The organism is Pseudomonas sp. Arb-4-2C, from assembly GCF_055755015.1.
Genome location: NZ_CM146899.1, coordinates 216,677 through 243,062, shown reverse-complemented (window position 1 = coordinate 243,062; position 26,386 = coordinate 216,677). Strand labels below are relative to the sequence as shown.

Genomic DNA, 26,386 nt, shown 5'->3' with positions numbered 1-26,386 from the left:
CCAGGTCATCTGTCGATGCTGATGGCCCCTTCGCGAGCAGGCTCGCTCCCACAGGGTTTCAGGTGTCAGACACAGAACCTGTGGGAGCGAGCCTGCTCGCGAAGAACGATGACGCGGTAAACCTGCTTACTTGACAGCAATGGTGCCTTTCATCATCGAGTTGTGACCCGGGAAGGAGCAGAAGAAAACATAATCACTGCCTGCTGCCAGCTTCGAAACGTCGAAGGTCACCGAATCATTTTCGCCGGCACCGATGATTTTGGTGTGGGCAATAACGCGCTCGTCGCCGTCTTTCAGATAGTTTTTATCGATACCGGCGGCCATGCCATCAGTCGCGATCCCGGCCATGTCAGCCGCTTTGCTGATCACAACGTTATGGCCCATGACGTTCTTCGGCAGGCTGCCGGAGTGGGTCAGCTCGACGGTGAAGGTCTTGCAGCTCTTGTCGATCACGATCTCCTTGGTGTTGAAGGACATCTGGTCGGTGGAGTCAACGGTGGTTTTGCACTCGGCAGCCATCAATTGGCTGCTGGCCAGCGCCAGCAGGGATACCGCAACAACTTTGGAAAACATGGTGAATCTCCAAGGCAGGGTTAACAAAAACACGAATGGTGGAAAGACTGCCTGAAATCTTCGCAAGTTCCTATGACTTGAGTCAAAAATTGTATACAACTTTCAGGCTATGACACTCATCGAAACAATCTACCGGTCAGATTCCCCGGCCGGCCCTATGATCGGCCCATCTACTGAGACGGAGTGCCTGTCATGTTCTTTAACGGTCTGTTGTGCAGTTTGCTCGCCGCCTACGCCTGTGGCGCCAGCGGTACCTTTGAATCGCCAGAGCGCGAAGTTTAGCCCTTGGATCAAGGCGTGCCAGCCATTACCCTGTGACGGATTGACCCAGGAGGAAGGCATGTCTCTCAAATCCGTGTGTGTATTTTGCGGTGCCAACGCCGGCACTGATCCGGCTTACACCGAAGCCGCCAAAGCGCTTGGCCGCGCGTTGGCCGAGCGCCAGTTGACCCTGGTCTATGGCGGTGGCGCCGTGGGGTTGATGGGGCTTGTCGCCGACGCCGCACTGGCCGCCGGCGGTGAAGTGATCGGGATCATCCCGCAAAGCCTGATGGACAAGGAAATCGGCCACAAAAGCCTGACCCGCCTCGAAGTGGTCGACGGCATGCACGCGCGCAAGGCACGCATGGCCGAACTGAGCGATGCGTTCATCGCGCTGCCCGGCGGCCTCGGCACGCTGGAAGAGCTGTTCGAAGTCTGGACCTGGGGCCAGCTCGGCTATCACGGCAAGCCGCTGGGCCTGCTGGAAGTGAATGGTTTTTACAGCAAACTCACCGCTTTTCTCGACCATATCGTCGGCGAAGGCTTCGTTCGCGCCCCACACCGTGACATGCTGCAAGTGAGCGAATCGCCACAAACCCTGCTCGACGCCCTCGATCAGTGGAAGCCGACCGTCACCCCCAAGTGGGTCGACCAAAAACCCGGCTAACCGCCGGACACCGATACAGGGCAGAATACGCGCCGCTCAACCTCACCTTCGACCCAAGAGGATCGCCCATGGCCAAACCCAATTACTCCTTCGCCAAACGTCAACGAGACCTGGCAAAGGAGCAGAAGAAAGAGGAAAAGCTTCAGCGCAAGAAACAAATGGCTGAAGAAGCGGCACTGAACCCTGACGGTGAAGTGGCGACTGACAACGATGATGATGTTGATGCACCGAAAGATCAGGCGCCCGACGCCTGAGCAAACTGCTTAAACCTTGAACACAATCCCTGTGGGAGCGGGCTTGCTCGCGAAAGCGTCGGAACATTCACTCTGGATGTGACTGAACAATTGCTTTCGCGAGCAAGCCCGCTCCCACATTTGATCTTCACTCCTCCAGTGGCATTACGGTGACCCGCACTTCCGGGTCGTGACTGCCGCCCCCCAGAATCACCCCCCGCAACGGCGACACATCAGAAAAGTCCCGGCCCCACGCCAGGGTGATGTGCTCCAGCGCCGGCTGCACATTGTTGGTCGGATCAAAATCCACCCAGCCCAACACCGGACAGAACACCGACACCCAGGCATGCGACGCATCGGCGCCGATCAGCCGCGGCTGCCCCGGCGGTGGCTGGGTCAGCAAATAGCCGCTGATGTAACGCGCTGCCAGCCCCCGCGAGCGCACGCAGGCGAGCATCAGATGGGCGAAGTCCTGACACACGCCACGCCGACGCTCCAGCACCTCCACCAGCGGCGTCGCCACCTGAGTGGCCTCGGCATCGAAGGTGAACTCGCTGAAAATCTTCTGCATCAAGGCTTGCACGCCGAGCATCAAGGGCCGGCCCGGCGGGAAGCAGCTTTCAGAGAACTCGACAAAGCTGCGCTTCAGGTGCACGTAGGGTGACTGAAAGCGATAACGACAAGCCTCCAGCATCGGGGCCGACAACGGCTGGCTGCTGTAGGTCAGCGCATTGCGCGTCTGCTCCCACGCCGGGGAGAGACTGAAGTCCGCCAGCGGCCGCGCCAGCACTTCAACGGTGAGCCGTGCGTTGACCTGCAACTCGTCGTGCGGTCGCTCGAACGCCAGACGGGTCAGCGGGTTGCCGAAGACATCGAGTTCATCGCGCCGGCTCGTCGGCTCCGGACTGATCAGCAATTGCTGTTCGGTGCAGCGCTGCCATGTGCATTCACGGGGCCACAGGTGCGCCAATTGCTGCGCCAGCGACACCGGACTGTCGTAGTGATAACAGGTGTCGTGGAAGATCTGGTAATGCACGCTCATCAGACGGACACCGTGCGCTGACTGACATCATCGACATGGGCAAAGTGACGCAGGGCCAGACGATCCGAGACTTGCCCGCTGGCCTCGGCGATGTCTTGCAACAAGCCCGCCAGACCATCGAGTGCGGCGCGCACGCTGGACTCGCCGAACAGCGAATTTTCCAGGCAACCCAGATCAAAGCGTGCCAGCCGCTCGACCAGTTGCGGCAGCCCGGCCTCGCGGGGCACGCCAAAATCATCGTTCAAGCGCTTCAGCGTGCGGGTCACCAGTTTCAACTGGAACAACACCGCATGCGGGTTCTGTTCGTCGAGCAGCAACAAGTCGAGCACCGGAATCAACTGCGCCACCGCCAGATAACGGGAACGGTAAGTGATGCTACTGTTGCCCAGTTCCAGCAGCCACTCCAGCCCCGCCTGATCGAACGCGGCGCTACCGCGCAGGAACGCCGCAAGGCTGCTGCTGAGGAACTGCAGGCGCTCGATGCGCCGGCCGATCATCAGGAAGCGCCAGCCTTCGTCGCGGGTCATGTCGTCCAGGGCAAAACCGGACAGCGCCGCCAGTGACATCACCAAACGGTTGAGAAAATCCAGCAGCTCGCCGAAGTCCGGCTCGTCAGTGTCCAGCTCCATGGCTTCGCGCTGCAACTCCACCAGAGCCTGCCAGTTTTCCCGCGAGAGTTTGCCGCGCACCTGCGAGGCCGCCCACTGCAGGCGTTGCAGATTGGAGCGCAGGCTGAATGACCAGTCTTCGCCGAGCAACGCCGCCAGCAGGCGCTCCGGCAGCTCGCCCTCCTCCGGCAGCAACATCAGGCGTTCACCCAGTTCGACCGCCGCCTGCAAGGCTTGCGGATCGTCGCCATCGACATACCGCGCAAGCATGATCCGCAGCAATCGCGCACTGTCGTCACAACGCTCGCAATAGCGGCCGAACCAGAACAGATTCTCCACCACCCGTGACGGCAGGTACGGGTCGCGACGTACCAGATCGTGCACGCCGACGTTGCGTTGAGTCTTCCACTGCTCGCCACTGGGCGGGCGCTCGCCCAACACCCAGGTGTCCTTGCTCGCCCCGCCGCGCTGCATCGACACCACTTCGGCATCGGCCTCGGCGGCCACCCGGGTCAGGCCGCCGGGCAACACGCGATAACCATCGCGACTGGCCACGGCGTACATGCGCATGCCGATGGCCCGCGGTTGCAACTGGCCGTCCACGGCTTGCCAGATCGGTGCCTGTGACAGCTGCGCCAGCTCTTGCGCCACGTAGGCATAAGGCCGGGCCTGCATGCGTTCGGCGAGCGCCTGACGCTGTTGCTCACTCAGATCCCGGCCGAACACCGGCGCAAAACTTTGTGAGGGGAACGCCGGTTTGATCAGCAGCTCCGGCAGTTTTTCCAGCGCCTGCGCCAGCACCGGTGGCTCACCGCACCACCAGGTGGCGATGGATGGCAGGATCAGCTCTTCGCCGAACAGGTACTGATTGATCTTCGGCAGAAACCCGAGCAGTCCCGGAGACTCCAGCACGCCGCTGCCCAGTGCATTGGCGACCAGCACGCGCCCTTGGCGCACCGCCTCAAGCAGACCGGGAACGCCAAGTGCCGAGTCGGTGCGCAGCTCCAGCGGATCGCAGAAGTCATCGTCCAGACGGCGCATGATCGCGTGCACCCGACGCAAGCCACTGAGGGTTTTCAGGTACACCGTGGCGTCGCGCACCGTCAGGTCGCCGCCCTCCACCAGTGGATAACCGAGCTGGCGCGCCAGATACAGGTGTTCGAAATAGCTTTCGTTGAAGCGTCCGGGCGTCAGCAGCACCACCAGCGGTGCGTCATCGTCGCTCGGTGCCTGACGCGCGAGGGTTTCCTGCAACGTGCGGAAGAATCCGGCCAGATGTTGCACCTTCAAGTCGCGGTACAACTCGGGAAAGGCGCGGGACACGATCGTACGGTTTTCCAGCGCATAACCCGCTCCCGAAGGCGCTTGGGTGCGATCCGCGGTGACCCACCAGCGACCGTCTGGCGTGCGCGCCAGGTCCACGGCGTACAGATGCAGAAAGGCCTCTTCCGGCGGCGCAATGCCCTGGCAGGGCCAAAGAAAGTTGTTGTGGCCAAAGACCAGTTCCGCCGGCAACAGTCCTTCGCTGATCAACCGCTGCGGGCCATACAGATCGGCCAGCACGGCATTGAGCAGGCGCGCACGCTGGGCAATCCCGGCTGACAGATGCTGCCACTCGTCAGCGGCGATCACGTGCGGCAGCAGGTCCAGCTCCCACGGCCGATCCGCGCCTTTCGGATCGGCATAAACGTTATAGGTGACGCCGTTTTCCTGGATCTGCCGCGCCAGCAACGCCTGACGCTGCACCAGTTGCGCCGGGCTGCTGCGCTGTAACTGATCAAACAGCCGCCGCCAATGCGCGCGCACCTCCCCGCTGTCATCCAGCAGTTCGTGGTAAGTGCCCGCAGTGCGCGGGTAGCGGTCTAGCAGGTCAGGCATGGAAAGCTCGGCAGACAGCAAGGAACGGTCAGACTAACGCAGGCGCATGACACGCGGATATACGAAAAATCCGCATGTCGTGCAGGACTCAGAAACGTCGCAAATCGAGCGTCATTGGCAGCTCGTCGGAGATTGTCAGGTTCGGTATCGGAAGTTTCCCTGGCGTGTGGCCGATGCGGAAAAATCGCGCCATGCGCCGGCTCTCCGCTTCGTTGGCATTGACCGGCAGCGTCTCGTAGTTGCGCCCGCCCGGGTGCGCCACGTGGTATTGACAGCCGCCCTGCGAGCGCTGCATCCAGGTGTCGAGCAGGTCGAACACCAGCGGCGCGTGCACCGGGATGGTCGGTTGCAGGCAGTTGGCCGGTTGCCAGGCCCGAAAGCGCACACCGGCAACAAACTCGCCGATGCGCCCGGTCGGCTGCAGCGGCACCGGGACGCCGTTGCAGGTCAGCAGGTAACGTTGTGGCGGCAGCCCGTTGAGTTTGATCTGCAGACGCTCCAGCGACGAATCGACATAGCGCACCGTGCCGCCCGCCGTGCCCTCCTCGCCCAGCACATGCCAAGGCTCCAGCGCCTGGCGCAGTTCCAGTTCGATGCCATTGACCGCCCAATCGCCGACCTTGGGGAAACGGAACTCCAGATGCGCGGCGAACCACTCGGCGCGCAATGGATAACCGGCACTGTTGAGTTCGACGATGACGTCGGCAAAATCCTGCTCGATGAAGTGCGGCAGCATGAACCGGTCGTGCAGTTCGGTGCCCCAGCGCGCCAGTTTTGGCGGCGCATACGGTTCACGCCAGAATCGCGCAACCAGCGCCCGCAGCAACAACTGCTGAGCCAGACTCATGCGTGCATGCGGCGGCATTTCAAACGCGCGCAACTCCAGCAGACCGAGGCGCCCGGTGGCACCGTCCGGCGAATACAGTTTGTCGATGCAGAACTCGGCACGGTGAGTGTTGCCAGTGACGTCGATCAGTAAATTGCGCAGCAACCGATCCACCAGCCAAGGCGGGCATTCTTCGCCCACTTGCGGCATCTGCGCGAAGGCGATTTCCAGTTCGTACAAGGCGTCGTTGCGCGCCTCGTCGACCCGTGGCGCCTGCGAGGTCGGGCCGATGAACAAGCCGGAAAACAGGTAGGACAACGACGGGTGGTTATGCCAATAGCTGATCAGACTGCGCAACAGATCCGGGCGGCGCAGGAACGGCGAGTCCGCCGGGGTCGCGCCACCGAGGACGAAATGGTTGCCGCCGCCAGTGCCGGTGTGACGCCCGTCGATCATGAATTTTTCGGTGGTCAGGCGGGTTTGCCGTGCCTCTTCATAGAGAAACTCGGTGCGCTCGACCAATTCGTCCCAAGACGCGGACGGCTGCACGTTGACCTCGATCACGCCCGGATCCGGAGTGATACGGAAGTTGCTCAGGCGCGGATCACTCGGCGGCTCATAACCTTCCAGAAGCACCGGGCAATGCAGCTCTTCGGCGGTGGCTTCGATAGCCGCCACCAGTTCCAGATAATCCTCGACACGCTCCAGCGGCGGCATGAACAGATACAGACGCCCTTCGCGCGCCTCGGCACAGAATGCGGTGCGAGTCAGCCAGTCGGCGGACTCGTCGACTTTCGCTGCGCGCTCCTGCGCCGGGGCCGCCTCGCCGTGGCTGTTGAGCTGGGCCGCATCCGGTAGCGGCGGGAAGTCCTGATTCGGATCGTTGGGATGAATGAACGGATACTCGGCGGCCTTCACCCATGGCTGCGAACCGAGCGGCAGGCGATAACCCAGCGGCGAGTCTCCCGGCACCAGTCGGCAATGCTCGTCACGCAGATACCAGCGCCCGCTCTGCCATTGATCGCCCTTGGCGGTGCGCGCCAGCGGCAGCACCTGGCCGATCACTTTATCCAGGCCCTGACTGAAGACTTTGCGCAGACGCGCGCGCTCCAGCGGTTCTTCCAGTCGTGAGTCTTCGGCACTGACGTTGCTCGGCAGCGCGCCCTCGCGCCAGAGGTAATAGAAGTTGTCTTCGTAGGCCGCAAACACAAAGCGGGCGGGCAACTTCAGGCGCTCGGCGACACTCGCCAGAAAACGCCCGGCCAGCACGCCGTCGGCGCCGTAATCCTGCTGTTCGTCGGCGATCAGCGCATTGTTGTGCCAGATCGGCACGCCGTCCCGGCGCCAGTAACAGTTCAGCGACCAGCGCGGCAATTGCTCGCCCGGGTACCACTTGCCCTGACCGAAATGCACCAGGCCTTTGGGCGCGTAATGCTTGCGCATGCGCTGAAACAGTTCGGCGGAGAGCCGGCGCTTGTCCGGGCCTAGCGCGGCGGTGTTCCACTCGGCGCCGTCAGGGTCGTCGATGGAGACAAAGGTCGGTTCGCCGCCCATGGTCAGGCGAACATCGCCTTGCAGCAGATCGGCATCGATCTGTCGGCCCAGCGCTTGAATCGCCTGCCACTGCTCGTCGGTGTAGGGCTTGGTCACCCGTGGCGCTTCCCAGATCCGCTCCACCGACATCTCGTGGCTGAACTGGCATTCGCACGGCTCGACCAAGCCGCTGATCGGCGCTGCCGAGGACGGATCGGGACTACAGGCCAACGGGATATGCCCTTCACCGGCGAACAATCCGGACGTGGCATCCAGACCGATCCAGCCGGCACCGGGCAAGTACACCTCGCACCAGGCGTGCAGGTCGGTGAAGTCGACTTCGGTGCCGGACGGGCCGTCGAGGCTTTTCACGTCGGCGGTGAGTTGAATCAGATAACCGGAGACAAACCGTGCGGCCAACCCGAGATTACGCAGCAACTGCACCAACAGCCACGCCGAATCGCGGCAGGAGCCGGAGGCGTGTTCGAGGGTGTGCTCCGGGGTCTGCACACCCGGCTCCATGCGGATCAGGTAGCGGATGTCTTCGCTGAGGCGCTGGTTGAGCATCACCAGGAAATCCACGGCGGGCAGCGGCGTGCGATCGATGCCGTCCAGATAGGCTTTGAACGCCGGGGTCAGCGGCAGGGTTTCGAGGTACGGCGCCAGTTCCTTGCGTTCATCGACCGCGTAGGCGAAGGGGATTGTCTCGGCGTAGGGTTCGAGGAAGAAGTCGAACGGGTTGAACACAGCCATTTCGGCCAGCAGATCAACCTCGATGCGCAGTTCGTCGGTTTTCTCGGGGAAGACCAGACGCGCGAGGTAGTTGCCCTGCGGGTCCTGCTGCCAGTTGATGAAATGCTGCTCGGGCGAGACTTTCAGCGCATACGACAGTATCCGCGTGCGGCTGTGGGCAGCCGGGCGCAGGCGAACGATCTGCGGACCGAGTTCGACAGCACGGTCGTAGCGGTAATGCGTGACGTGATGCAATGCGACATGAATCGACACGGCGTGCCTCCTGCGAGCCTAAGCGTATTCGAAAGCGCGCAAGACTTATGCCATGCAGGGGCTTGGGCGCTTTCCCGGAATGCTCAGGGCAGTACAGCACCAAAATCGGGCGATGCGGGGAAATGGTTTAGCGAAGTTGCGCCTAAATGTGGCGGCATTTGTTGATGCGGCGCCTGAGAGGACGCCTTCGCGAGCAAGCCCGCTCCCACAGGAGACCGTATTACAAATGTGGCAGCGGGCTTGCTCGCGAAGGCCAGTCGTTTCAGCACACTTATTGAACCCTGAAATGCAAAACGCCAACCCGAAGGTTGGCTAAAAAGCGACTTGGCGCGGGACCACTGGCCCTCACAGGAGACCGTATTCCAAATGTGGCAGCGGGCTTGCTCGCGAAGGGGCCAGTCGTTTCAGCACATTTCTTGAACCCTGAAATGCAGAACGCCAACCCAAAGGTTGGTTAAAAAGCGACTTGACGCAGCCACTGGCTCCCACAGGAGACCGTATCCCAAATGTGGGAGCGGGCTTGCTCGCGAAGGGGCCAGTCGTTTCAGCACATTTCTTGAACCCTGAAATGCAAAACGCCAACCCGAAGGTTGGCTAAAAAGCGACTTGGCGCGGGACCACTGGCCCTCACAGGAGACCGTATTCCAAATGTGGCAGCGGGCTTGCTCGCGAAGGGGCCGGTCGTTTCAGCACATTTCTTGAACCCTGAAATGCAAAACGCCAACCCGAAGGTTGGCTAAAAAGCGACTTGACGCAGCCACTGGCTCCCACAGGAGACCGTATTCCAAATGTGGGAGCGGGCTTGCTCGCGAAGGGGTCAGTCGTTTCAGCGCACTTCTTGAACCCTGAAATGCAGAACGCCAACCCGAAGGTTGGCGTTCTGTTGAGCTGAAAAGCGACTTAGCGCGGTACCACTGGCTTGCGGGTCGGTTTCGGCCCTTTGCCTTTCGCGGCATCCTTGCGTTCCTTGGCCGCCTGCTGGTTGCGGGCGAACGCCGCCGCCTTGGCCTGTTCACGCTTGTCCCAAGGGTTGCCACCGTCACTGGCACGCGGCGGCAGGCCGTTGTGCTGGGTGAGAATCTTGGTGGTCTTCTCTTTCGCGACCTTGTGGCTGCCGGCCGGTGTCGAGTTCTTGCGACGGGCGCTCTGGTAGCTGTCGGTCGCTGGCTGATGGGCCGGGATCAGTTGATCCTTGCCCGGCCCGATCAGATCACCACGGCCCATGCGAATCAGCGCTTCGCGCAGCATCGGCCAGCCTTTCGGATCGTGATAACGCAGGAACGCCTTGTGCAGGCGACGCTGGTCTTCGCTCTTGACGATGGTGACGCCGTCGCTCTTGTACGTGACCTTGCGCAGCGGGTTCTTGCCCGAGTGGTACATCGCTGTGGCGGTAGCCATTGGCGACGGGTAGAACGCCTGCACCTGGTCGGCACGGAAGCCGTTGCCCTTGAGCCATAGCGCCAGGTTCATCATGTCTTCGTCGGTGGTGCCCGGGTGGGCGGCGATGAAGTACGGAATCAGGTACTGCTCTTTGCCCGCTTCCTTGGTGTACTTCTCGAACATGCGCTTGAACTTGTCATAGCTGCCGATGCCCGGTTTCATCATCTGGTTGAGCGGACCTTCCTCGGTGTGTTCCGGGGCGATCTTCAGGTACCCGCCGACGTGGTGGGTCACCAGCTCCTTGACGTACTCCGGCGACTCGACCGCGAGGTCGTAACGCAACCCGGAAGCGATCAGGATCTTCTTCACACCCGGCAAGGCACGGGCGCTGCGGTACAGCTGAATCAGCGACGAGTGGTCGGTGTTCAGGTTCGGGCAGATCCCCGGGAACACGCAGGACGGCTTGCGGCACGCGGATTCGATTTCCGGTGTCTTGCAGGCGATGCGGTACATGTTCGCGGTCGGGCCGCCGAGGTCGGAGATGACGCCGGTGAAGCCTGGCACCTTGTCGCGGATCTCTTCGATTTCGCGAATGATCGACTCTTCGGAACGGTTCTGGATGATCCGGCCTTCGTGCTCGGTGATCGAGCAGAAGGTGCAACCGCCGAAGCAGCCACGCATGATGTTCACCGAGAAACGGATCATGTCGTAGGCCGGGATCTTTTCCTTGCCGTACGCCGGGTGCGGAACCCGCGCGTAAGGCATGCCGAACACGTAGTCCATTTCTTCAGTGGTCATCGGAATCGGCGGCGGGTTGAACCAGACGTCGATTTCGCCATGTTTCTGCACCAGCGCACGGGCGTTGCCCGGGTTGGTCTCCAGGTGCAACACGCGGTTGGCGTGGGCGTACAGGACCGGGTCGTTACGCACCTTTTCCATCGACGGCAGGCGGATCACGGTCTTGTCGCGGGTCATCTTCGGGCTGGCCAGGATCTGTACGACCTTGGCTTCCTCGGGATCATCCACAGGGCCCTTTTCTTGCTCGATGGCGCAGGCCTGGGTGTCTTGGGTGTTCACGTACGGGTTGATGATCTTGTTGACCTTGCCCGGACGGTCGATACGCGTGGAATCGACTTCGTACCAGCCTTGCGGCGTGTCACGACGGATGAACGCGGTGCCGCGCACGTCGGTGATGTCTTCGATCTTGTGCCCGTAGGACAGACGCTGCGCGACTTCGACAATCGCCCGCTCGGCGTTGCCGTACAGCAGGATGTCGGCGCTGGCGTCGATCAGGATCGAGTTGCGCACGCGATCCTGCCAGTAGTCGTAGTGAGCGATACGGCGCAGGGACGCTTCGATGCCACCGAGTACGATCGGCACATGCTTGTACGCTTCCTTGCAACGCTGGCTATAGACCAGGCTCGCGCGATCCGGACGTTTGCCGGCCATGCCACCCGGGGTATAGGCGTCGTCGGAGCGGATTTTCTTGTCCGCGGTGTAGCGGTTGATCATCGAGTCCATGTTGCCGGCCGCGACGCCGAAGAACAGGTTCGGCTCGCCGAGCTTCATGAAGTCGTCTTTGGACTGCCAGTTCGGCTGGGCAATGATCCCGACGCGGAAGCCCTGGGACTCCAGCAGCCGGCCGATGATCGCCATGCCGAACGACGGGTGATCGACGTAAGCATCACCGGTGACGATGATGATGTCGCAGGAATCCCAGCCGAGCTGATCCATCTCCTCCCTGCTCATCGGCAGGAACGGCGCTGGCCCGAAACATTCGGCCCAGTACTTTGGATAGTCAAATAACGGCTTGGCTGCTTGCATGTCGATAACCGGTGTTGGCTTTCATTGAATTTCGCGGGCGCGGAATATAGCACAAATTTTGACCAATTCCGACGGCTGTGGTCGGAAATTACGCCACGCCCCTTCGCGAGCAAGCCCGCACACACATTTGAATGCATTCCAAGTGTGGGAGCGGGCTTGCTCGCGAAGGCGTCAGCTCAAACGATGAAGAATTTACTCATCGTCGTCGAAGTTGTAACTGCCCGGCGCGAGGTTTTCGAAGCGGGTGTATTTACCGATAAAGGCCAGGCGAATAAAGCCGATCGGACCGTTCCGCTGCTTGCCGATGATGATTTCGGCGATGCCCTTGTGCTCGGTTTCCGGGTGATAGACCTCGTCCCGGTACACGAACATGATGACGTCGGCGTCCTGCTCGATCGCTCCGGATTCCCGCAAGTCGGAGTTCACCGGGCGCTTGTTGGGACGTTGTTCCAGGGAGCGGTTGAGCTGCGAAAGCGCCACCACCGGGCAGTTGAATTCCTTCGCCAGGGCTTTCAGGGATCGCGAGATCTCGGAAATCTCGTTGGTCCGGTTGTCACCGCTGGAACCAGGGATCTGCATCAGCTGCAGGTAGTCGATCATGATCAGGCCGACATCACCGTGCTCACGCACCAGACGCCGGGTCCGCGCACGCATTTCCGAGGGGCTGATGCCCGCGGTGTCATCGATGAACAGCTTGCGGTCGTTGAGCAGGTTGACCGCCGAGGTCAGGCGCGGCCAGTCGTCGTCTTCCAGCTGGCCGGAACGCACCTTGGTCTGGTCGATACGGCCCAGGGACGAGAGCATACGCATGATCAGCGATTCGCCTGGCATCTCGAGGGAATACACCAGCACCGCCTTCTCGCTACGCAGTACGGCGTTTTCCACCAGGTTCATCGCGAAGGTGGTTTTACCCATCGATGGACGGCCGGCGACGATGATCAGGTCGGACGGTTGCAGGCCGCTGGTCTTCTCGTCGAGGTCGGTGTAGCCGGTGGACAGGCCGGTGATTGCGTCAGCCGTGTTGAACAAGGTGTCGATGCGATCGATGGCCTTGGTCAACAGTTCGTTGACGCCCACCGGGCCGCCAGTTTTTGGCCGCGCCTCGGCGATCTGGAAGATCTGCCGTTCGGCTTCGTCGAGGATCTCTTCGGCGGTACGACCTTCAGGGTTGAAGGCCGCATCGGCGATTTCGGTGCTGATGCCGATCAACTGGCGCAACGTCGCACGCTGGCGGACGATCTGCGCGTAGGCCTTGATGTTGGCGACCGACGGCGTGTTCTTCGCCAGTTCGCCCAGGTAACCGAGGCCGCCGACCTGGGACGTCTGACCTTCCTTGTCCAATTGCTCGGCAAGGGTCACGACGTCGATCGGCATGTTCTGATCGGCCAGTTTGGCGATCGCACGGAAGATCAAACGGTGGTCATGCCGGTAGAAATCGCCGTCGGAGACTTGATCGAGCACGCGCTCCCAGGCGTTGTTGTCCAGCATCAGACCACCGAGTACAGCCTGTTCGGCCTCGATGGAATGCGGCGGCACTTTCAGCGCGGCGGTTTGCAGATCGTATTGCTCGGGAGCGGAGATTTCGTTCATGGCCACTTGGAGTCAGGGTTGAAAACGGGAGTACCAGAAAGACAAAGGGCACGACCTGTAAACAGGATCGTGCCCGATGTTACCGGCAAGCACCCGAGGGTGCCAGCCGACAAGTGTTGCTTAAGCTGCTACCACGACAACGCGTACGGTGGCTTCAACTTCGGCGTGCAGGTGCACAGCCACGTCGAATTCACCCACGTTGCGGATGGTGCCGTTCGGCAGACGAACTTCGCTCTTCTGCACTTCAACGCCGGAAGCGGTCAGTGCGTCAGCGATGTCGTGAGTACCGATCGAACCGAACAGCTTGCCTTCGTCGCCAGCGGTGGCAGTGATGGTCACTTCCAGCTCGGCCAGTTGGGCAGCACGGCTTTCAGCCGATGCTTTACGGTCTGCGGCAGCTTTTTCCAGCTCAGCACGACGCTCTTCGAAAGCAGCCAGGTTGGCAGCGGTCGCAGCGGTAGCTTTGCCGAAAGGCAGCAGGTAGTTACGGCCGTAACCGGCCTTAACGTTTACTTTGTCGCCCAGGTTGCCCAGGTTGGCGATTTTTTCCAGAAGGATCAGTTGCATGTGGAAATCCTCTTAACTTTTAACCTTCACCGTTCGCGTTATCGGTGTCTTTCGACACGTGACGACCGCGAAAATCAATCAGGCTGTCGACAATGGCCAGAACCACGAGCAACGGATAGATCAGCTGCATGAACAGCAACAGCGTGACGTACAACCCCACCAGCCAGAAACCGGCCAGTCGCTTCTGCCCGACCAGCCCGTGAATCAGGGCCAGTCCGGCGAACACCAGCGGTACACTGCACAACGGCGTCAACATGGCCATCTGTGCACCGAGATTCGGGCCCAGAAGCATCAACGCCAGCAGCAACATCGCCGGCCCCAGCGGGATCCGGATGGCGCGAAACTCGCGACCAAAACCACCCGGGTTGTACAACAACGCCTGCCAATGACGCCCGATAATCAGGCTCAGCACGCTGACGATCTGCAACAGGGCCGCAATCAGTCCGGTCAGGACCGGTGCAATCAGGGACGCGAAACGCGCTTGCTCATCCACCGACAATTGCTTGTAGGTTTCACCAAGAAGCGCCGGCATGACCTTTATCAAGGCCTGCGCGAGCATCTCGATCTGGGCCGCAAACGCCGCCCCGAGCACCACTGAAAACACCACTCCGATCACTACGCTGACCAGCAGCGTGCGGACCCAGGATTCGCTTGCGCGCAACACCAACGCAAGCCCCGAAGACCCCAGCAGCACCAGAAGTGCCCGTGGATCATCGGCATACAGCCACCAGATCAAAGCCGGCAGCAGCCCCAGGGACAGGACGCCAAGGGCGTCCGTCAATCCGCGCCGCAGAAGCACCAGGCTCCCGGCGGCAGCACCCAACCAATACAACAACGGCAATGTTGCACATCCAGCCACTACAAGAGTGGCCTGCATGCGGCCGCGCATGATGAACTCAGCTAAGGCACGCATGCATTCAATCCTTTGCTACTTGTCGACTGCCCGGTCTCAGCGGCCGTGGCTGTCGGTGTAGGCCAGCAGGGCCAGGAAGCGGGCGCGCTTGATAGCGGTGGCCAGCTGACGCTGATAACGAGCTTTGGTACCGGTGATGCGGCTTGGAACGATTTTGCCGGTCTCGGATACGTAGGCTTTCAGAGTGTTGAGATCTTTGTAATCGATCTCTTTCACGTCTTCAGCGGTGAAGCGGCAGAATTTACGACGACGGAAGAAACGTGCCATTTGATAGGCTCCTTAAAAGGTCCGTGGATTACTCGTCAGCGTTATCGCTGTTGTCGCTGTCATCACTATCAACGCTATCAGCGCCTTCGTGCTCAGGACGGTCGCGACGCTCACGGCGCTCACTGCGGTTTTCTTCAGCCTTGAGCATCTCGGACTGGCCGGTAACGGCTTCGTCGCGACGGATGACCAGGTTACGGATCACAGCATCGTTGTAGCGGAAGTTGTCTTCCAGCTCGGCCAGGGCCTTGCCAGTGCACTCAACGTTCAGCATCACGTAGTGAGCCTTGTGAACATTGTTGATTGCGTAGGCCAGTTGACGACGGCCCCAATCTTCCAGACGGTGGATTTTGCCGCCGTCTTCTTCGATCAGCTTGGTGTAACGCTCAACCATGCCGCCGACTTGCTCGCTCTGGTCAGGGTGGACCAGAAAGATGATTTCGTAATGACGCATGAATGCTCCTTACGGGTTGTAGCCTGCCGCTCAAAAACGGTCAGACAAGGAGTGAATGACACTTATGGACTTGCTGGCGCGGGGCACATGCGTGCCTGCCGTCACAGCAAGGGGCGCAATTGTAGAGAAGGGACAGAAGAGGTGCAAGGCAATTGGTGATTATTTGAACAATCACCGAAAAGCACTGTGGGAGCGGACTTGCTCGCGAATGCGATACATCAGCCAACATTCAAGTCGACCGACATTGCGCTTTCGCGAGCAAGCCCGCTCCCACAGTTTGATGGCGTACAGCCTTACTTCCTGGCTGCTGCCTTGGCCTTGGCGCCGCGCTGACGCTGCGCTTCGAACAGGCACACGCCGGTCGCCACGGACACGTTGAGACTGCTGACGCTACCGGCCATCGGCAGGTTCACCAGATAGTCGCAGTGTTCGCGGGTCAGGCGACGCATGCCTTTGCCTTCGGCGCCCATGATCAGGATGGTCGGGCCAGTCAGATCCTGGTCGTAAATGCTGACTTCAGCCTCGCCCGCCGTACCGACAACCCACAGACCGCGCTGCTGAAGCTTTTCCAGCGTACGCGCAAGGTTGGTCACCGCCACCAACGGAATCACTTCCGCCGCGCCGCAAGCCACTTTACGCACGACCGGGGTCAAGGTTGCCGACTTGTCTTTCGGCACGATCACCGCCAGCGCGCCGGCAGCATCTGCCGAACGCAGGCAGGCGCCGAGGTTGTGCGGATCGGTCACGCCGTCAAGCACCAGCAACAACGGCGCACCTTCGGTGCGGTCGAGCAACTCGTCGAGCATCGCCTCGCCCCAGACCTGGCTCGGGCTGACGTCCGCGACCACGCCCTGATGCACGCCCTCAACCCAGGCGTCCATTTCGCGACGTTCGGCCTGGCCGACCTGAACGCGATTTTCGTTGGCCAACTCAATCAGAGTCTGCACGCGCGGATCGTTGCGGCTTTCGGCCAGCCAGATCTGCTTGACGCGTTTCGGGTGGTGACGCAACAACGCTTCTACCGCGTGAACGCCGTAGATTTTTTCCAACTGACTCATGACTTCGCCTTCGGTTTACGTGCCCCACCACTTCTGGCTGGAGCCGAACCCGCTTTTGGCGGGCCTTTACGGTGTTTGCTCGGTTTGGCTGGCTTGCCGCCGGCAGCCTTGTCAGGCGCCGACCGTCCGGTCTTTCCCCCAGACGCCGCTTTACCACCGCTTTTGGCTTCGGCCAACAAGGCCTTCTTCAATTCGCGGCTTTTGCGCAGCTCGGCGTTTTTCGCCACGGCATCGCTCGGGCGATAGGCCTCCGCTGCCTTTTCCTTGGCTGGACGACGGCTGGCGGTTTTTGCCGGAGCCTTTTCGTCCGCAACCTTGGCCGCAGGTGCTGCGGTTTCGGCGCCACGTTTCTTGCGGCCGATCGGTGCGCTGATGGTTTTTTCGGCCATCTCGAAATCGATCTTGCGCTCGTCGAGGTCGACGCGCATGACCCGCACCTCAACCGTGTCGCCGAGACGGAAGCTGCGACCGGTGCGCTCGCCCGCCAGGCGGTGATGCACAGGGTCGAAGTGGTAGTAGTCACCCGGCAGCGCGGTGACGTGGACCAGACCCTCGACGTAAATGTCGGTCAGTTCCACGAACAGACCAAAACCGGTCACGGCGGTGATCACGCCCGGGAACGATTCGCCCACGCGATCCTTCATGAACTCGCACTTGAGCCAGTTCACGACGTCGCGGGTCGCTTCGTCGGCGCGGCGTTCGCTCATCGAGCACTGCTCACCGAGTTGCTCCAGCGCCGCTTCGTCGTACGGATAGATACGCGCCTTCGGAATGCTCATCGCACCGGCACGACGAACGTGCGGGGTGTCCTGTTTCGAATGGATCACGCTGCGGATGGCGCGGTGCGTGAGCAGGTCCGGGTAACGACGGATCGGCGAAGTGAAGTGCGTATAGGCTTCGTAGTTCAGGCCGAAGTGGCCTTCGTTCTGGGCGCTGTACACCGCCTGACTCAGCGAACGCAGCATCACGGTCTGGATCAGGTGGAAATCCGGACGGTCCTTGATGCTCGCCAACAGGGCCTGATAGTCCTTCGGCGACGGACCATCCTTGCCTTTGTGCAGGGACAGACCCAGCTCGCCAAGGAAGGCGCGCAGTTTTTCCAGACGCTCCGGTGGCGGGCCGTCGTGGACGCGGTACAGCGCAGGAATTTCGTGCTTCTTGAGGAATTCGGCGGTGGCCACGTTGGCCGCCAGCATGCATTCCTCGATCAGCTTGTGCGCATCGTTGCGGGTGGTCGGACGGATTTCGGCAATCTTGCGCTCGGAACCGAAGATGATCCGGGTTTCCTGCGTTTCGAAATCGATCGCGCCGCGCACGTGGCGAGCAGCCAGCAATACTTTGTACAGCGCATAAAGCTGCTTGAGGTGCGGCACGACGTCGGTGTACTCGCCACGCAGCTTGCGCGCTTCGGCAACCTTCGGCGTTTCCAGCATCGCGCTGACCTTGTTGTAGGTCAGACGAGCGTGGGAATGGATCACCGCTTCATAGAAGCAGTAGTCGGTCATTTCGCCGGACTTGGAGATGGTCATCTCGCAAACCATGGCCAGACGATCAACATGCGGATTCAGCGAGCACAGGCCGTTGGACAGCTGCTCAGGCAGCATCGGCACTACGCGCTCCGGGAAGTACACCGAGTTGCCGCGCACCTGGGCTTCGTTGTCCAGGGCCGATCCGATCTTCACGTAGCTGGAAACGTCGGCAATCGCCACGTACAACTTCCAGCCGCCGGAGAACAGGCGCAGCTTGCCCGGCTTGGCTTCGCAGTAGACCGCGTCGTCGAAGTCGCGAGCGTCTTCACCGTCAATGGTGACGAACGGCAGATGGCGCAGGTCGATGCGCTTCTCTTTGTCCTTCTCTTCGACTTCCGGTTTGAGCTTGGCCGCTTCTTTCAGAACGGCTTCAGGCCAGACGTGCGGAATGTCGTAAGTGCGCAGCGCGACATCGATTTCCATGCCCGGCGCCATGTAGTTGCCGACCACTTCGACCACGTCGCCTTGCGGCTGGAAGCGTGGAGTCGGCCAGTGGGTGATTTTCACCTCGACGAACTGACCGATCTGCGCATTGGCGTTGCGGCCCGGCGTGACCAGCACTTCCTGCTGGATCTTCGGGTTGTCCGCGACGACAAAACCGATGCCGCCTTCTTCAAAGTAGCGACCGACGATGGTTTCGTGAGCACGCGACACCACTTCGACGATCACGCCTTCGCGGCGTCCGCGACGATCGAGACCGGAAACGCGGGCCAGCGCACGGTCACCGTCAAACACCAGGCGCATTTGCGCCGGGCTCATGAACAGGTCATCGCTACCATCGTCCGGCACGAGGAAGCCGAAGCCGTCACGGTGACCGCTGATGCGGCCGAGGATCAGGTCGAGCTTGTCCACCGGCGCGTAAGTGCCGCGGCGGGTGTAGATCAGTTGAGCGTCGCGCTCCATGGCGCGCAGGCGGCGGCGCAGGGCTTCGATCTGGTCTTCTGTGGTCAGACCAAACTCTTCGACCAGTTGCTCGCGGGCAGCCGGCGAACCCCGATCGGCGAGATGCGCCAGGATCAGTTCGCGGCTAGGAATAGGGTTTTCATATTTTTCCGCTTCACGAGCGGCCTCGGGATCGAGGGACTGCCAATCGGCCATTAGAGAGTTTTCACCTTGTCTATATGCGGGTTAGTTTGGCATAGGCGCCATCAAACGGGAAATTTCCGACTCTATAAGGCCCTTCTAAAGCCTTGTATCGACGCCTGAAAGCCCTTTTGAACACCGCCGGTAAAAAAAATCATTTTTTTTGCTGGCAGGGGTTTACAGTTAAAAAGACGCTCCGTATAGTGCGCGCCATCGACAACGCAGACGCGCTGTAGATCATGCCCAGGTGGTGAAATTGGTAGACACGCCAGCTTCAGGTGCTGGTGACCTTACGGTCGTGGAAGTTCGAGTCTTCTCCTGGGCACCAATTTCGAGTTTGAGACTAGATCAGTTTCAAGACTCACACAAAAACCCGCGAAAGCGGGTTTTTTGCATTCTAAGGAACGGATTTGTTAAAACCGATTTATTAAAATCAAATCAGGGGTTTACAGATCAAAAAGCGCTCCGTATAGTGCGCCACATCAACAGCGGCAACGCTCGCGATGAATGCCCAGATGGTGAAATTGGTAGACACGCCAGCTTCAGGTGCTGGTGACCTTACGGTCGTGGAAGTTCGAGTCTTCTTCTGGGCACCAATTCAAATTCAAGGTTACGACCTTGAATTTCACAAAAACCCGCGAAAGCGGGTTTTTGCGTTTCTGGCGATTGAAAAACCAATAGCCACCGGCCCTAACAAACACCTGCCCTCCCCGCAAGGCGCATCTGAGAAACAATATCGTTTATCATTGTTGCAAGTTTTTGCAATGCGACAGTGAGGAACCCTGCGAATGACGTTTCGAAATACCCTGCGCCGAGGCTTGACCTACACCCTGCTCGGCCTGGCACTCGCCACTCCCCTCACCCAGGCAGCCGACACGACTGCCCTGACCCTCTACAACGGTCAACACAAGGAAGTCGGCGATGCGATCGCCAAAGCCTTCGAGGCCAAGACCGGCATTCACGTCAACGTGCGCAAAGGCAGCAGCAACCAGCTCGCCAGCCAGGTGATCGAAGAAGGCGACCGCTCCCCCGCCGACGTGATCTACACCGAAGAATCCCCGCCACTGAACAATCTTGGCGAACAAGGCCTGCTGGCCAAGACCGATGACGCCACGCTGGCCGTGTTGCCGAAAGAATACGTCGCCGGCAATGGCACCTGGATCGGCGTCACTGCGCGGGTTCGCGTGGTGGCGTACAACCCGAAACTGATCGATGAAAAGGATCTGCCGACATCGGTACTCGGTTTCTCCGATCCGAAATGGCAAGGCAAGGTCGGTTTCGTGCCAACCAGCGGCGCGTTCCAGGAACAGGCCGTGGCAATCATCAAGGTGCACGGTCGTGACGCCGCCGAAGAATGGCTGACCGGCCTGCGCGCCTTCGGCAAAACCTACAGCAACAACATGGTCGCGCTTAAAGCTGTGGAGAACGGCGAAGTCGCCACGGTATTGGTGAACAACTATTACTGGTTCGCCCTGCAGCGCGAAAAAGGCAAACTCGACTCGAAACTGCATTACTTCACCGGCGGCGACGTCGGCGGGCTGATCACCGTGTCCAGCGCAGCGGTACTGAAATCCAGCAAGCACCCGAAAGAAGCCCAGCAATTGCTCGCCTACATGGCCAGCGAGGAAGGCCAGCGCGTGATCACCCAGACCACCGCCGAGTATCCGCTGCACAAAGGCATGGAATCGGATCGCGGGCTCAAGCCATTCAGTGAGCTGCAAGCACCGAACGTCACCCCGGCCGACCTCGGCAACGCCGAGGAGGCCTTGGAGCTGGAACGTGAAGTTGGCCTGAACTGATGGCCGCATCGTTATCCGCCCCCGCCGCGCGCGGGGGTTACGTGCCACGGCGCAAGCGGCCGTCAATCTGGTTGGTGCTGCCGGTCTTATTGCTGGTGGTGCTGAGCCTGTTGCCGCTGGCCTACGTCGGTCTGAAAGCCTGGCAGGCCGGCTGGGCCGAGGCGCTGCATTTGCTGTGGCGCCCGTACGTGTTCGGTTTGCTGCGCAATACTCTGGCACTGATGGTTGGCGTGACACTCACCTGCGGCGTGCTTGGCTTGTCGCTGGCCTGGCTGCTGGAGCGCAGCAATCTGCCGGGGCGGCGCCTGTGGGGCGTGATTCTGTGCCTGCCGTTCGCGGTGCCGGCATTTGTCAGCAGCTTCACCTGGGTGTCGTTGAGCGCACAGTTCGAAGGCCTTGGCGGAGCGATCCTGGTGATGAGCCTGTCGAAGTACCCGCTGATCTTTCTGCCGGTAGCGGCGACCTTGCGCAACCTCGATCCGTCCCTTGAAGAATCCGCCCGCACCCTGGGGCAGAACCGCTGGGGGGTGTTTTTCCGTGTCACCCTGCCGCTGCTTTGGCCGTCGCTGCTGGCCGGCTCGCTGCTGATTGCCTTGCACATGCTGGTGGAATTCGGCGCGCTGTCGATCATCGGCCTGCAAACCTTCACTACGGCGATCTATCAGCAATTCGAACTGGAATTCAGCAACGCCAACGCGGCGATGCTCTCGGCGGTATTGCTCGCGCTGTGTCTGGCGCTGCTGTGGCTGGAACTGCGTGTACGCGGCAAAGGCCGGCATGTGCGCACCGGCCAAGGTGCGGCGCGTCAGGCTGAGCAGGTTCGACTGGGGCCATGGGCCGTCGTCGGTCAGTTGTACTGTCTGTTGCTGGCGATTGTCGGCAGCGGGATTCCGCTGGGCATGCTTGCGTATTGGCTGGCGGTCGGCTCATCGGCAGCCTTCCCGGTCGCCGCAATCACTGAGGCCCTGCTGTCGTCGCTGGCACTGTCGCTGGGCGGCGCAGCGCTGTGCCTGATGCTGGCGGTGCCGGTCGGGCTGCTGGTGGTGCGTTACAAGGGCCAACTGGCGATCTGGGCCGAACGCTTGCCGTTTCTGTTGCATGCGCTGCCGGGCCTGGTGATTGCCCTGACGCTGGTGTATTTCGCCCTGCATTACGTGCCGGCGCTGTACCAGACTTCGGCGCTGCTGCTGATCGCTTATGCGCTGCTGTTTTTGCCTCTGGCTCAGGCGCCGATTCGCACGGCGCTGAACAAGGCGGCGCCGCAACTGGAAGAGGCCGCGCGCACACTGGGCGCGTCGTCGTTCACGGCGTTTTGCCGGGTGACCCTGCCGATCATCTTCCCGGCATTGGGCGCGGCGTTTGCGCTGGTGTTTCTGGATGCAATGAAAGAACTGACGGCGACGCTGCTGCTGAGTCCGACCGGGCTCAATACGCTGGCTACCGAGGTGTGGGCGCATACGGCGAATGTCGAGTTTGCGGCGGCAGCGCCTTATGCGGCGTTGTTGATCCTGGTGTCAGGGTTGCCGGTTTATCTGCTCACAACGCGGATGTATCTGAGTCGCTGAAATCGCCTTCGCGAGCAAGCCCGCTCCCACATTCGATCGCGTTCCCAGGCTGGTATGCGATCAAACTGTGGGAGTCCGACCGGGCTCAATACGCTGGCTGCCGAGGTGTGGGCGCATACGGCGAATGTCGAGTTTGCGGCGGCAGCGCCTTATGCGGCGTTGTTGATCCTGGTGTCAGGGTTGCCGGTTTATCTGCTCACAACGCGGATGTATCTGAGTCGCTGAAATCGCTTTCGCGAGCAAGCCCGCTCCCACATTCGATCGCGTTCCCAGGCTGGTATGCGATCAAACTGTGGGAGCGGGCTTGCTCGCGAAGAGGCCCAACCAGACAACATCAAGCCCGGAACTGCCCTAGGCTTGCCTTCAACTGCGCCGCCAACCCATCCAGCACCTTGCCACTGGCCGTGGTCTCCACCACCGCCTGCGCCGCTTTCTCGGCCTGGGCATGAATGGTCTCGACCCGCCCGCGAACCGCTTGTGCGCCCTGCGCCTGATGCGCTGCCGCCTGCGTCGCCAGCCCGATCGCCGCGTGCACCTGCTCGACCGAGGCCTGTACCGACTGCTGCAACCGCGCACTGTCGCGCAACACCAGCAAACCCTCGCTGGCTTGGCGCCCGGCCTGACCGATCGCCTCGACCGCCTCACGCGCGCCCTGCTGCAAGGCGACGATGTGCGCCTGAATGTCGCCAGTCGAGCTTTGCGTCTTGCTCGCCAACGCGCGCACTTCATCCGCCACCACTGCGAATCCACGCCCGGTCTCACCGGCCCGCGCCGCTTCAATAGCCGCATTGAGCGCCAGCAGGTTGGTCTGTTCGGCGATCCCGTGAATCACCGTCAGCACCACTTCAATCTGTTCACTCTGCTGCGCCAGTCGCTCGATCACTTTCGCCCCGGTATCCACCTGCCCGGCCAGCGCCTCGATCAGGCTCCCGACCTTGGCCGAGGTGCGGGTGTTTTCGTCAGTGGCCTGGCGAATATCCACTACCTGCTTTAATGCCGCCTGCATCGCATGGCTTTCCGATTGTGCCTCGTCGGCCATTTGCGACAGCGCGCGCAGGCTTTCCGCAACCTCGTCACGCTGCATCCCGGCGGCCGCATCGGCACCGGCGTTGCGCAGGGTCATGGCGCCGATTTCCACGCCCGTGCGCTGGGCCACGTCGCCCGCTTCGCGCACGATGGGCTGCAACTTATCCACAAAGCGATTGACCGCCGAGGCCATGTCGCCAATCTCGTCCTTGCTGTTGATCTGCACACGCTTGGTCAGGTCGCCCTCGCCTGCCGCGAGGTCATGCATCGCCGCGTTGAGCATCTTCAAGCGATTGACCACCCGATGCCCCAGCACCACCGCCAGCAACAGCAGCACCCCACAGCCGACCAGCGCCAGGCCCATGCCGATCCGCCAACGCAAGGTCGCGGCAGCGTCCTGCACGGTGCTGCGGGTGTTGGCCTTCATCTCGGCAGCGGTGGATTGCGCCGACTGCAGACGCGCCTGCATTGCTGCGGCGCTGTCAGCAGCGGCCCCCTTCAGGCTGTCGCCGACCAATTGATCACTGCTGGCGATCAGCGCCGAGAAGCGCTGGTCGAGTGCTGCCAGATCGGTTTCCACCGAGGCCGTCGAAACGCCCATCAGTACCTTGCCGATTTCCACGCCATTGGGATTGATCGAGGCCTCGAGGTAGTAGACCGACGGATCGTGCTTCGCCGCGTCCAGCACCTTGTCCAGCGCACGCTCGCCCTGACCTTTTTCCAGCAGGGCCTTGTTGATCGGATTTTCGCGGTTGAGGTAGCGCGTCAGATGCTGCCCGGTGGCGTCGTCATAGACCACGAACAGCACGTTGGGATTGCGCTGGGCACGACGGGCGAATTCGGAAAGGGTCGGCACGTCGCTGTCCCACATGGCACGCGGTGCAACCGAGGCGAGCAACTGAGCCATGTCATTGGCCGAGTCCTTCAGGTCCTTTTCCAACGTCGTGCGCAGTTGTGCCTGCTCGTCCTTCAGACGCGAGGACAGGCCGGCAGTCAGGCGCTGACGAGTGTTGGTGGACAAGGTATCGAGGCTCGACGTGACCTCACGCCCGGCCTGCTCCAGCTCACCGGACAGTTTCTGGCTGTCGACGCCCAGGCGAGCGCCAAGATCGGCTTCCAGCGCGGTGACCGTGCTCCGCGTCAGGGCGACTGCCACCAGCACTTGCACCAAAAGGGCGATACCAAGGGTAACGAACACGGGCCGCAACAAACGGCTTTGTAACAGTGAGAGAACGGCCGACACTGTGAATCCCTCTACTTCTGACGCCATTAATTTGATGGCACTCTTGTAGGAAGATTTACAGCAAAGGTCATGCCGTGCAGCCGGCATAAACGACAAAGGCCCCGATTAAGGGGCCTTTGTTTTTTACATCAACAACTTATCAAGCAAACGGATGGCGCAGAACGATGGTTTCGTTGCGATCCGGGCCCGTCGAAATAATGTCGATCGGCGCACCGATCAGCTCTTCAACGCGCTTGATGTACGCACGGGCATTAGCTGGCAACTCTTCCAGGGTCTTGGCACCCACGGTCGATTCGGTCCAGCCCGGCACTTCTTCGTACACAGGCTGCAGGCCTACGTAGCTGTCAGCGTCGGTCGGCGCAACGGCGTTGCCCTGCGCATCTTTGTAGCCAGTGCAGATGTTGATGGTTTCCAGACCATCGAGTACGTCCAGCTTGGTCAGGCAGATGCCCGAGATGCTGTTCACATCGATAGCGCGACGCAGGATAACGGCGTCGAACCAGCCACAACGACGGGCACGGCCGGTGGTCGCGCCGAACTCGTGACCTTGCTTGGCCAGGTGCGCGCCCACGTCATCAAACAGCTCAGTCGGGAATGGGCCCGAACCTACGCGAGTGGTGTAAGCCTTGGTGATGCCCAGGATGTAGTCCAGGAACATCGGGCCAACGCCCGAACCGGTCGCCACGCCACCAGCGGTGGTGTTGGAGCTGGTCACGTACGGGTAAGTACCGTGGTCGATGTCGAGCAACGAACCCTGGGCACCTTCGAACATGATGTCTTTGCCGGCGCGACGCAGGTCGTGCAGCTCGGCCGTCACGTCCAGCATCAGCGGCTTGAGCAGCTCAGCGTATTCCTTGCACTCGGCCAGGGTTTTTTCGAACTCGATGGCCGGCTCTTTGTAGTAACCAACCAGCATGAAGTTGTGGTAATCCACCAGTTCACGCAGCTTGTCTTCAAAGCGCGGCATGTTGAGCAGGTCGCCCACACGCAGGCCACGACGTGCAACCTTGTCTTCGTACGCCGGGCCGATGCCGCGACCGGTGGTACCGATCTTCAGCTCGCCACGGGCCTTTTCACGGGCCTGGTCCAGCGCCACGTGGAAGGACAGGATCAGCGGGCAGGACGGGCTGATACGCAGGCGCTCGCGCACCGGCACGCCTTTCTCTTCCAGCTTGGTGATCTCGCGCAGCAGGGCGTCAGGTGCAACCACCACGCCGTTGCCGATCAGGCACTGCACGCCTTCGCGCAGCACGCCCGACGGGATCAGGTGCAAGACGGTTTTTTCGCCGTCGATCACCAGGGTGTGGCCAGCGTTGTGGCCACCTTGGTAGCGCACTACGGCGGCAGCATGTTCGGTCAGCAGATCAACGATCTTGCCTTTGCCCTCATCACCCCATTGGGTGCCCAGGACTACGACATTCTTACCCATAACACTTGTCCTCATTCGCGCAAACTTGGTGCCGGC

At 61.0% G+C, this 26,386-nt stretch carries 19 protein-coding genes, 2 tRNA genes and 1 pseudogene; 8 read left to right on the top strand and 14 right to left on the bottom strand.

Annotation, left to right across the window (positions count from 1 at the left end; genetic code table 11):
• Nucleotides 1-126: 126 nt before the first annotated feature.
• Complete coding sequence (azu, locus tag AC0J41_RS01010) at nucleotides 127-573, bottom strand: azurin (protein WP_473014321.1); 447 nt, start codon at nucleotides 571-573, stop codon at nucleotides 127-129.
• A 340-nt stretch (nucleotides 574-913) separates the two neighbouring features.
• Here azu and AC0J41_RS01005 point away from each other — a divergent pair, with 340 nt between their 5' ends.
• Both AC0J41_RS01005 and AC0J41_RS01000 read left to right on the top strand, forming a co-directional pair.
• Nucleotides 914-1,501: an LOG family protein gene (locus AC0J41_RS01005; protein ID WP_025111838.1), complete on the top strand. Its 588-nt coding sequence runs from the start codon at nucleotides 914-916 to the stop codon at nucleotides 1,499-1,501.
• Nucleotides 1,502-1,569: 68 nt separating this feature from the next.
• Nucleotides 1,570-1,755: a hypothetical protein gene (locus AC0J41_RS01000; protein WP_025111839.1), complete on the top strand. Its 186-nt coding sequence runs from the start codon at nucleotides 1,570-1,572 to the stop codon at nucleotides 1,753-1,755.
• A 127-nt stretch (nucleotides 1,756-1,882) separates the two neighbouring features.
• On the opposite strand, the gene AC0J41_RS00995 is transcribed toward AC0J41_RS01000, so the two are convergent.
• The 11 genes from AC0J41_RS00995 to rnr all read right to left on the bottom strand — a co-directional run bounded on the left by AC0J41_RS00995 (nucleotide 1,883) and on the right by rnr (nucleotide 19,303).
• Nucleotides 1,883-2,776 carry a transglutaminase family protein gene (locus tag AC0J41_RS00995; RefSeq protein WP_473014320.1) on the bottom strand — a complete coding sequence of 298 codons (894 nt, stop codon included), beginning with the start codon at nucleotides 2,774-2,776 and terminating at the stop codon, nucleotides 1,883-1,885.
• The gene (locus AC0J41_RS00990; protein ID WP_025111841.1) at nucleotides 2,776-5,262 is read right to left on the bottom strand and encodes a circularly permuted type 2 ATP-grasp protein; all 2,487 of its coding nucleotides are present in this window, start codon (nucleotides 5,260-5,262) and stop codon (nucleotides 2,776-2,778) included. Before AC0J41_RS00990 ends, AC0J41_RS00995 begins: the two co-directional genes overlap by 1 nt.
• Before the next feature lie 88 nt (nucleotides 5,263-5,350).
• Entirely contained in the window at nucleotides 5,351-8,626 is a 3,276-nt protein-coding gene (locus AC0J41_RS00985) for a transglutaminase family protein (protein WP_473014319.1), read from the bottom strand.
• 900 nt (nucleotides 8,627-9,526) lie between these two features.
• Nucleotides 9,527-11,830: a YgiQ family radical SAM protein gene (locus AC0J41_RS00980; RefSeq protein WP_473014318.1), complete on the bottom strand. Its 2,304-nt coding sequence runs from the start codon at nucleotides 11,828-11,830 to the stop codon at nucleotides 9,527-9,529.
• Between the two features lie 192 nt (nucleotides 11,831-12,022).
• Entirely contained in the window at nucleotides 12,023-13,420 is a 1,398-nt protein-coding gene (gene dnaB, locus AC0J41_RS00975; RefSeq protein WP_025111844.1) for a replicative DNA helicase, read from the bottom strand.
• Nucleotides 13,421-13,540: 120 nt separating this feature from the next.
• The gene (gene rplI, locus AC0J41_RS00970) at nucleotides 13,541-13,987 is read right to left on the bottom strand and encodes a 50S ribosomal protein L9 (protein ID WP_003221136.1); all 447 of its coding nucleotides are present in this window, start codon (nucleotides 13,985-13,987) and stop codon (nucleotides 13,541-13,543) included.
• Nucleotides 13,988-14,006: 19 nt separating this feature from the next.
• Nucleotides 14,007-14,900 carry a hypothetical protein gene (locus tag AC0J41_RS00965; protein WP_025111845.1) on the bottom strand — a complete coding sequence of 298 codons (894 nt, stop codon included), beginning with the start codon at nucleotides 14,898-14,900 and terminating at the stop codon, nucleotides 14,007-14,009.
• 36 nt (nucleotides 14,901-14,936) lie between these two features.
• Complete coding sequence (gene rpsR / locus AC0J41_RS00960; protein ID WP_002551829.1) at nucleotides 14,937-15,167, bottom strand: 30S ribosomal protein S18; 231 nt, start codon at nucleotides 15,165-15,167, stop codon at nucleotides 14,937-14,939.
• Nucleotides 15,168-15,195: 28 nt separating this feature from the next.
• Nucleotides 15,196-15,618: a 30S ribosomal protein S6 gene (rpsF, locus tag AC0J41_RS00955; protein WP_025111846.1), complete on the bottom strand. Its 423-nt coding sequence runs from the start codon at nucleotides 15,616-15,618 to the stop codon at nucleotides 15,196-15,198.
• A 293-nt stretch (nucleotides 15,619-15,911) separates the two neighbouring features.
• Entirely contained in the window at nucleotides 15,912-16,676 is a 765-nt protein-coding gene (gene rlmB, locus AC0J41_RS00950) for a 23S rRNA (guanosine(2251)-2'-O)-methyltransferase RlmB (protein ID WP_025111847.1), read from the bottom strand.
• Nucleotides 16,673-19,303, bottom strand: a complete 2,631-nt coding sequence (gene rnr / locus AC0J41_RS00945) for a ribonuclease R (protein ID WP_473014317.1) — start codon at nucleotides 19,301-19,303, stop codon at nucleotides 16,673-16,675. The genes rlmB and rnr overlap by 4 nt, the downstream gene beginning before the upstream one ends.
• A gap of 226 nt (nucleotides 19,304-19,529) precedes the next feature.
• Between rnr and AC0J41_RS00940 the strand changes: the two genes are divergently transcribed.
• The 6 genes and pseudogenes from AC0J41_RS00940 to AC0J41_RS00915 form a co-directional block, all read left to right on the top strand.
• Nucleotides 19,530-19,616 (top strand) — tRNA-Leu (locus AC0J41_RS00940).
• A 181-nt stretch (nucleotides 19,617-19,797) separates the two neighbouring features.
• A tRNA-Leu gene (locus AC0J41_RS00935) sits at nucleotides 19,798-19,884 on the top strand.
• Complete coding sequence (locus tag AC0J41_RS00930) at nucleotides 19,855-20,064, top strand: hypothetical protein (RefSeq protein WP_157836078.1); 210 nt, start codon at nucleotides 19,855-19,857, stop codon at nucleotides 20,062-20,064. The genes AC0J41_RS00935 and AC0J41_RS00930 overlap by 30 nt, the downstream gene beginning before the upstream one ends.
• 12 nt (nucleotides 20,065-20,076) lie before the next feature.
• A complete protein-coding gene (locus tag AC0J41_RS00925; protein ID WP_025111849.1) occupies nucleotides 20,077-21,087 on the top strand; it encodes an extracellular solute-binding protein in 1,011 nt (336 codons plus the stop codon).
• Nucleotides 21,087-22,652: an ABC transporter permease gene (locus AC0J41_RS00920; RefSeq protein ID WP_473014316.1), complete on the top strand. Its 1,566-nt coding sequence runs from the start codon at nucleotides 21,087-21,089 to the stop codon at nucleotides 22,650-22,652. The genes AC0J41_RS00925 and AC0J41_RS00920 overlap by 1 nt, the downstream gene beginning before the upstream one ends.
• Before the next feature lie 75 nt (nucleotides 22,653-22,727).
• Nucleotides 22,728-22,877: pseudogene (locus AC0J41_RS00915) on the top strand (hypothetical protein); the annotation flags it as partial.
• 109 nt (nucleotides 22,878-22,986) lie between these two features.
• Here AC0J41_RS00915 and AC0J41_RS00910 read toward each other — a convergent pair.
• Both AC0J41_RS00910 and AC0J41_RS00905 read right to left on the bottom strand, forming a co-directional pair.
• Nucleotides 22,987-24,921 carry a methyl-accepting chemotaxis protein gene (locus AC0J41_RS00910; protein WP_473014315.1) on the bottom strand — a complete coding sequence of 645 codons (1,935 nt, stop codon included), beginning with the start codon at nucleotides 24,919-24,921 and terminating at the stop codon, nucleotides 22,987-22,989.
• A gap of 139 nt (nucleotides 24,922-25,060) precedes the next feature.
• Nucleotides 25,061-26,350 (bottom strand): adenylosuccinate synthase, encoded by a 1,290-nt coding sequence (locus AC0J41_RS00905; RefSeq protein WP_003221122.1) that lies wholly within the window; start codon nucleotides 26,348-26,350, stop codon nucleotides 25,061-25,063.
• Between the last annotated feature and the right edge of the window lie 36 nt (nucleotides 26,351-26,386).

Coding starts and splice junctions, on each gene's coding strand:
- azu (WP_473014321.1), bottom strand. CDS start 573: ATGTTTTCCAAAGTTGTTGCGGTATCCCTGCTGGCGCTGGCCAGCAGC.
- AC0J41_RS01005 (WP_025111838.1), top strand. CDS start 914: ATGTCTCTCAAATCCGTGTGTGTATTTTGCGGTGCCAACGCCGGCACT.
- AC0J41_RS01000 (WP_025111839.1), top strand. CDS start 1,570: ATGGCCAAACCCAATTACTCCTTCGCCAAACGTCAACGAGACCTGGCA.
- AC0J41_RS00995 (WP_473014320.1), bottom strand. CDS start 2,776: ATGAGCGTGCATTACCAGATCTTCCACGACACCTGTTATCACTACGAC.
- AC0J41_RS00990 (WP_025111841.1), bottom strand. CDS start 5,262: ATGCCTGACCTGCTAGACCGCTACCCGCGCACTGCGGGCACTTACCAC.
- AC0J41_RS00980 (WP_473014318.1), bottom strand. CDS start 11,830: ATGCAAGCAGCCAAGCCGTTATTTGACTATCCAAAGTACTGGGCCGAA.
- dnaB (WP_025111844.1), bottom strand. CDS start 13,420: ATGAACGAAATCTCCGCTCCCGAGCAATACGATCTGCAAACCGCCGCG.
- rplI (WP_003221136.1), bottom strand. CDS start 13,987: ATGCAACTGATCCTTCTGGAAAAAATCGCCAACCTGGGCAACCTGGGC.
- AC0J41_RS00965 (WP_025111845.1), bottom strand. CDS start 14,900: ATGCGTGCCTTAGCTGAGTTCATCATGCGCGGCCGCATGCAGGCCACT.
- rpsR (WP_002551829.1), bottom strand. CDS start 15,167: ATGGCACGTTTCTTCCGTCGTCGTAAATTCTGCCGCTTCACCGCTGAA.
- rpsF (WP_025111846.1), bottom strand. CDS start 15,618: ATGCGTCATTACGAAATCATCTTTCTGGTCCACCCTGACCAGAGCGAG.
- rlmB (WP_025111847.1), bottom strand. CDS start 16,676: ATGAGTCAGTTGGAAAAAATCTACGGCGTTCACGCGGTAGAAGCGTTG.
- rnr (WP_473014317.1), bottom strand. CDS start 19,303: ATGGCCGATTGGCAGTCCCTCGATCCCGAGGCCGCTCGTGAAGCGGAA.
- AC0J41_RS00925 (WP_025111849.1), top strand. CDS start 20,077: ATGACGTTTCGAAATACCCTGCGCCGAGGCTTGACCTACACCCTGCTC.
- AC0J41_RS00920 (WP_473014316.1), top strand. CDS start 21,087: ATGGCCGCATCGTTATCCGCCCCCGCCGCGCGCGGGGGTTACGTGCCA.
- AC0J41_RS00905 (WP_003221122.1), bottom strand. CDS start 26,350: ATGGGTAAGAATGTCGTAGTCCTGGGCACCCAATGGGGTGATGAGGGC.